Source organism: Scandinavium sp., assembly GCF_032012665.1.
GTDB lineage: Bacteria > Pseudomonadota > Gammaproteobacteria > Enterobacterales > Enterobacteriaceae > Scandinavium.
Genome location: NZ_DALZVG010000049.1, coordinates 1 through 6787, shown reverse-complemented (window position 1 = coordinate 6787; position 6787 = coordinate 1). Strand labels below are relative to the sequence as shown.

The following is a 6787-nucleotide window of genomic DNA, read 5'->3' as shown; positions in this document are numbered from 1 at the left end:
TACGATGAGCAGGATCAAGGCAAGGAGCAAGTAGCGTTGAGCCCGACTCGCTGGCCGCACATCTGTTTGTTCTATATCAGGTGGTGCTACGGGCTTACTTTCATTCTCACTTTCACCGATAACGGTAAGGGCCGGAGCTGGTTCACCCATCACGTCCAGTAGTTCTGGGGTTGATTCAGCTTCGTCTTTCTCGACGAAGCTGCAGTATTGCGGTTCCAGTACGTATCCTTTTCTGGGAATAGTCTTGATGATTTTTTGCTTTTTGCCGTCATCTTCAAGTGCCGCTCGCAGTGCATGAATGGCATTAGGCAGACTATTATTGCCAATGACCCGCCGTTCCCAAACGAGATTCGTTAACTCTTCACGGGTTAATATTTTGCCTGCGCCCTGCATTAATGCATCGAGCAACTTGAGTTGGTATTCACCCAGACGCTTACGTTCTCCAGTAACTAAATGGAGAATTGAACCTGAAGGAAAATCAATCAACCAGTTATTTACTGATCCATAGCACTTATTCATTTAATTAGTCATCACCATCCAGTAAAAAAACACCTGCAGATGTTTTCCGCATGTGTTACCTGTTGGTTAACTCCATTTATAAGAATCGTCACTGCCTGCGAAAGAAGAGAACAAATTGTCTGATTTATCTGCAATTCAGGAAGACATTTATCTTTCTGATGTTACAAGGTTACACAATTCAGACAGCCAGCAGCAGTGCCCGCCGGAATGATTTAAACCCACTCATCAGCCTTATCCATTGTTTGATTATCGGCAGAATAATACATACGTCTGAATGCGTTTCGGATCCAGGCATGGTCAGGTAAAATGATTAAAAAAAAGCAATAGCCTTAATGCGACAGAGCCGACCTGAGTCAGCAAAACTCGTCACGACGACGGGCTTCATCGGGATGCGATTAGAAGGACTACCGGCAGGGTGAAAATCAATGAATACCACCCGCCGCTTTCTGGATAGCGGCGTTCAGGGTTTGACCGTCAGTGAAGCCTGGGATAGCGGTCACATTGTCCGCGCTGGCACCACTGGACGGCATGACCACCAGGGCCGGTGTGCCGCTTAAGCCCAGCTGCTGTGCCAGTGCACCGATACCCTCGAGGGTACCCTGAACATTCGGCGCGGTTTTCACATCGAACTTCACGGATTTTGCGGCCGTGCTGATATCAGCATCCGTCAGCTTGCCCTCATTATGCCCGGTGGCATACACTGCATTATGGTACTGTAGATAAGCCTCACTGCCCTTTTGCTGGTATATCTGCAGCCCGGTTTTCGCCGCCGTCAGTGACGCCGGCCAGCGGCTTCCGAAGATAGGGAGTTCCTTGAACACAAAGCGTACGTTCGGGTTGGCCTTCACCACCGTCTCCAGCTCCGGTGCCAAGCGGGCACAGTAGATGCACTGGTAATCAAAGAATTCGACGACCGTCACTTTCGCATCAGCGGGACCATATGATGGCGTACTTTTATCGTTCAGTAGCGCATCCTGATTCTGAATCACGGTGGCCGTCATCGCCTGCTGCTGCTTCTCTTGTTGCTGCGCCTGCAGCCTCTGGCTGACCTCAACCAGTACCTCCGGATTAGCCAGCAGGTAGTCTTTCGCGATTTCACCAATGCGAGTCTCCTGCTCCGGGGTAAAGACAGGCGTGGATTTCTCCGCCGCATTTGCCATACCGGACAACAGAACGCTAGCCATCACCACGGCCAGTTTGGTACGTCTTACTGTTAACATCTTACGGTTCCTTATTTTATTTTCAGTCCGGCGGCTGTTTCATGCTCCGGAGGGATGAGAGAGTCCACCGAACCGTCCGCGTTGTAACATGCGACTCCGGCGGTCAGGCTAGCCAGATACGTTTCCGGCCACGTCAGAGCATATCAGGCAGCGGCGATCACCTTACGCAACAGCGGTAATGCCGGTTCCATGGCATCAGCAAAGAGCCGCTCCATTAGCCCAATAGCCGGAGCTGATCGCCGACCCCGAGCGATGCAAGGGTTCAAATAATTCTGCCAGCACAGGTGATACTGGCAGGCATTGAGCTAATCCATATGATACGCAAGCTTTAATCTCAGCATCCAGCTGCCGACGGATTATTACAGACAGAACGATTTTATTTATTGGCTATCTAAAAAATAAGCAGGAAAAGTTTTTCTGATTATTTCCAGCATCAATTAGAAGAACCGCCCCATTTAACCAGATGATTTCACCTGAATCTTACATTTGCAGTGTAAAATCCTTTTATAAATATTTTTCATTAAAGAAACAAGGCAATAATAAACCCGATAAAGAAAATGGTGATTGCTGTTGCTGGTATAATATATGTGACGTCATTATTGTTCATATCCACACCTCATTCTAAATGGATTAATATAATTTACAATCATACCATGCTGTGATTTAGTTGTTAAACACATTAAACTAATTAACCCAATCTAAATAAATGGTATAGATTACCAATCCAAAAGGCTCTGTCGCATTAAGGCCATTGCTTTTTTTTAATCATTTTACCTGACCATGCCTGGATCCGAAACGCATTCAGACGTATGTATTATTCTGCCGATAATCAAACAATGGATAAGGCTGATGAGTGGGTTTAAATCGTTCCGGTGGGCACTACTGCTGGCTGGTATCGAACTTAAATATATGCTACGTAAGGGACAATTACAGCTTACTTGCGGGGACGGTCAGCCCCGGTAGAGCCGTTTTTTCTTTTAATTGTCTAAATAATCTACTGCGCCACCCTGCCTAATAAATATCAATAAATTCAATGAATAATGTTTTAACTGATAGGAAACATCTGATTTTGACTTTTCTGGCAAAAGTTTTTTGGGAAAGAACCGATAAACTATTTAGTCTAGTTAATAGGAGCACTTAAAATGAAATCATTGGCAGGTAACTTACTGCTGCTAATAAGCTGTGCAGTATTATCCTCGGTATTGATTACCGCTATTTCCATTTATGGCGATCGGCATGCCTCAGCACTCACCTATGCTGGTTTGCAAGCAAAGGATTTAACGGCTGATATTATGCCGCCCCCCATTTATCTGATTGAACTCCGCCTCATGCTTTCTCAGGTAGTTGAAGGCACTATAACGCTCGATGAGGCCGAGCAGGAAATTACCCGCCTTAGCGCCCAATGGCATGAACGAGTGAATAACTGGAAACAAAATCTTTCCACCGAACTACTTGAGCAGCTCACCGGCGAACAGTACCAGGCTGGTGTAAAACTGATCCACGACGCAAAAGAATTAGTTAAAAAATTACGCGCAAACATTCCCATTTCAGCTGTAGATTTGAACAATTTTAATAATGATTACAATGCCCATCATAAAGGTATTAAAGCCTTTGTTGAGGTATCATCACTTCATGCGGATCAAGCCGTAGAGGCTGCAAAATCCAGTGAAATAATTGCCACTAAGATGATGCTGATAAGTTCCGGTATCGCTATTCTTCTGCTACTGACGATCGGCTTTTGGGTTCACCGTAGGGTCTTTCGTTCTCTGGGGGGAGAGCCGTTCCAGGTTGCGGATATCGCCAACACCGTTGCCAGCGGCGATTTAAGTCGTATCGTTGAGATACGTTCAGGCGATACAAGCAGTGTAATGGCCTCGATGAATGCCATGTGTCATAAGTTGACCGAGATAATTCAGATCGTAAATAGCACCAGCAATCAGATTTCTACCCGCTCAAGTGAAATAGCCAGCAGCAATCTCGCTCTCGCTTCTCGGACAGAACAGCAGGCCAGCGCACTTGAGGAAACGGCCTCATCGATGGAAGAAATGACCGCAACAGTAAAACAGAATGCTGAAAACGCCCGCAATGCCAGCCAGCTTGCCAGCAATGCCTCCTTACGCGCAGAGCAAGGCGGTACAGTGGTTGCTCAGGTAGTGCAAACCATGGGCGATATTTCCGATTCTGCCAATAAGATCACTGATATTATCGGCGTTATTGACAGCATCGCGTTCCAAACCAATATACTAGCGCTTAATGCCGCTGTAGAGGCGGCAAGAGCGGGTGAGCAGGGACGAGGATTTGCCGTGGTTGCGGAAGAAGTTCGTAACCTAGCGAGCCGCAGTGCCAGCGCCGCAAAAGAAATTAAAACACTGATTGAAGATTCTGTGCTTCAGGTTATCAGCGGTAGTAAGCAAGTCTATGAGGCAGGAGAAACTATTAATACGGTCGTCCAAGATGTTAAGCAAGTCGCTGCTCTAATGGTAGAAATAACCCAAGCCAGTAGTGAACAAAGTACTGGTATTGAACAGGTCAGTATTGCCATCAGCCAGATGGATTCCACCACTCAGCAAAACGCGGTAATGGTCAATCAGGCATCAGCGGCAGCTGATTCGCTATTGGCGCAAACTTACGAGCTGAATACTGCCATGTCGCAATTTAAAGTGGCCGAGTCTGTAATCTAGGAAGCCAACAAACAAATAGTTAAGCCAGTAATAATCCGTCGCTGACTGAAGGCACTCATCACAGATACTGCACCAAGTATGAAAGGCTCTGCCATATTAAGGCTTCCGTCAGGTAACATTGCGGTTTTTAATAATGTTGCCTGACCATGCCTTGGATGTAAGCGTTAAGTGAGTGCCGTATTGACGGCTATTTATTGGCGAGATCTACATTCCATGGTAGCAGTTAGGCCACTTTGATCGACTGCCACTCCGGTAGCACGCTTAGGATATGGCGTAGGTAAGCTTCCTGATCGATGCCATTCAATCTGCATATACCGAACAGACCGTACAGTAGTGCACCACCCTCGCCACCATGATCGCCGCCGAAGAAGATGTAGTTTTTCTTTCCCAAGCATACTGCACGTAATGCCCGTTCTGCAGTGTTGTTATCAGGTTCCACCAGATCATCATCACAGTAGTAGCACAGCGCATCCCACTGGTTCAGGGCATAAGCGAACGCTTCACCCAGATGGAACTTTTTCGACAGCGTTGCACTTTTATCCACCAACCACTCATACAAGGATGCCAGCAGCGGCTTGCTTTGGGATTGTCTGGCTGCCAGTCGTTGAACTGCCGGAAGGCTGCGTATGGATTCTTCGATAGCGTACAGTTCACCGATAAGTTTCATGTCGCTGTTTGGGTGCTTATATACACATCGTGGATTTTTCTTCGTGCGTGGGCCCAGCATGCGGCTTCTGTCCGCGGACCACCTTCACGCTCTGCAATGAACAGGCGGTCTTACCTGCAGCACGCCATGAAAGTATCGAAGATGTTGCTGAGGATGCTTCCCCTAAAGGCCTGGCGAAAAGGCGAACCCCGCGTTCCGGTCATCGCGAACATATGTCCAATTGCGTCCGGTTTTCGTCTGCTTTCTGCCCGAGGCCAGCACCGGCAACGGAATATTATCCGTATGCAATTTGCGACAGTCCATCACGTAGTAGTAAAGGGCTTCATCCAGCGATGCGATTAACCGGCAACAGGCGCCCACCCAGTTGGACAGCAGCGCACGGCTCAGCTCTACGCCCTGTCGGGCAAGGATTACTGTCTGCCGATATAACGGGGTGAAATCACAGTATTTGACCGTTAACACGCGGGCCAGCAGACACGACTTAGCGGTACCCCGATCTATGGGCGTGATGGCGCAGGTGCTTCAACGATGCAGTCGCATCGGGTGCAGGCCTTTTCCACCCTGACCATGCGGATTACTTTCAGGGCACTGGAGAGCAGTTCCAGCTGTTCTGCACTGACTTCACTAAGGTATTGCATATCCACAGCCGTAGTCCTGGCAGCAGCTTCTGAGCCATCTGCTGGATCGTCACTACGACCTGACACTTAACGAGACGCCATTTGGTCACGATGGCGTGATTCAGGAGCATATCGACGCTGGTATCTCACTGTGCAACGCGGTGAATTTTATCGTCGAAAAGTATGACCTGGTACACACTGATCGTCACGGTTTCTGCGCAGAAACTCAGTCGCCGCTTATCAGCAGTATTGACATTCTTCGCGCCCGCAAAGCCACCGGGTTGATGACCCGCAGCGGTTACAGGACGGTGACCGATATCACCACTGGCAATACCGCGAGGTTCAGCCATGAAGCTGTCTCTGACCCTGGAAGCCGATACCATCAACGTACTGGCCCTTAATGGGGGGCGGATCGCCGTCGATATCGATGGTATTGAGCTGGCTACGCTGATTGATGTGGTCTGTGATAACGGGTATTCCCTTCGCGTTGCTGGCTCCCTCGGAAAGCTGGTCGTTGAAGATCCAATTCCAACCATCACCCGCGTGAACGGTATCCAGTGCAGTACCGCGCATATCACGGCGGAAGACAATTTTCTGCTGTTTACTCTTTCACACCAGCATGAAGACTTTGGTGAGTCTGAATGGATTAGTTATACCGGCTCGGGTTATATACTCCACCTGGGGGCGTAATCGTTTCCGGTCTTACGTCTCAAACGCCTCGGTCTGTCAAAGGCCTGCCGCCAGTTAGTGGTGACGATTATCCGTCGCTACTCCGCTGGCATCATTCATCTGGATGCCTTTGGCGAAGTGCTACCGGGCTTCGCTACGTTTAACTGGTAGCGCAACCTCAATCTCCATAAGGTTTTCACATGCCGGAATTAACCACCGAAGCTGCTCTCAACATTCTGATTGGCTGGCTACAGGACAGTATCGATTGCGGTACAGAGATCGTCTTCGACAACGACGAAGACAACACCGACTCAACAAAGTTGTTGCCCTGGATTGAACAGGCATTACAGAACGTTCGCTGGACTGACCCCGCCCCGGTAGACGATCCTGCCCTATAGTTGGACTGACCCCGCC

At 48.6% G+C, this 6787-nt stretch carries 4 protein-coding genes and 3 pseudogenes; 4 read left to right on the top strand and 3 right to left on the bottom strand.

Annotated features, from left to right (window positions below):
• Positions 1-519: winged helix-turn-helix domain-containing protein (locus RTU33_RS21550; protein ID WP_312630115.1), on the bottom strand; the 519-nt coding region annotated here is incomplete at its 3' end.
• A 422-nt stretch (positions 520-941) separates the two neighbouring features.
• Positions 942-1739, bottom strand: coding sequence for a DsbA family protein (locus tag RTU33_RS21545; protein ID WP_312630113.1), 798 nt, complete (start codon positions 1737-1739; stop codon positions 942-944).
• A 1142-nt stretch (positions 1740-2881) separates the two neighbouring features.
• Between RTU33_RS21545 and RTU33_RS21530 the strand changes: the two genes are divergently transcribed.
• Positions 2882-4420 (top strand): methyl-accepting chemotaxis protein, encoded by a 1539-nt coding sequence (locus RTU33_RS21530; RefSeq protein WP_312630111.1) that lies wholly within the window; start codon positions 2882-2884, stop codon positions 4418-4420.
• A gap of 223 nt (positions 4421-4643) precedes the next feature.
• Here the strand turns inward: RTU33_RS21530 and tnpC are convergent.
• Positions 4644-5753, bottom strand: a pseudogene (gene tnpC, locus RTU33_RS21525) (IS66 family transposase); the annotation flags it as partial.
• On the opposite strand from tnpC, the pseudogene RTU33_RS21520 reads away from it, so the two are divergent.
• The 3 genes and pseudogenes from RTU33_RS21520 to RTU33_RS21510 form a co-directional block, all read left to right on the top strand.
• Positions 5743-6105 (top strand): annotated as a pseudogene (locus tag RTU33_RS21520) (TA system toxin CbtA family protein); the annotation flags it as partial. The pseudogenes tnpC and RTU33_RS21520 sit on opposite strands and share 11 nt — an antisense overlap.
• Positions 6053-6544, top strand: a pseudogene (locus RTU33_RS21515) (DUF5983 family protein). The pseudogenes RTU33_RS21520 and RTU33_RS21515, both read left to right, overlap by 53 nt.
• Before the next feature lie 29 nt (positions 6545-6573).
• The gene (locus RTU33_RS21510; protein ID WP_312630109.1) at positions 6574-6771 is read left to right on the top strand and encodes a hypothetical protein; all 198 of its coding nucleotides are present in this window, start codon (positions 6574-6576) and stop codon (positions 6769-6771) included.
• Positions 6772-6787 lie beyond the last annotated feature (16 nt).

Bases quoted from the DNA above. Each gene is read 5' to 3' on its own strand.
- RTU33_RS21545 (WP_312630113.1), bottom strand. From the start codon at position 1,739: ATGTTAACAGTAAGACGTACCAAACTGGCCGTGGTGATGGCTAGCGTT.
- RTU33_RS21510 (WP_312630109.1), top strand. From the start codon at position 6,574: ATGCCGGAATTAACCACCGAAGCTGCTCTCAACATTCTGATTGGCTGG.
- RTU33_RS21530 (WP_312630111.1), top strand. From the start codon at position 2,882: ATGAAATCATTGGCAGGTAACTTACTGCTGCTAATAAGCTGTGCAGTA.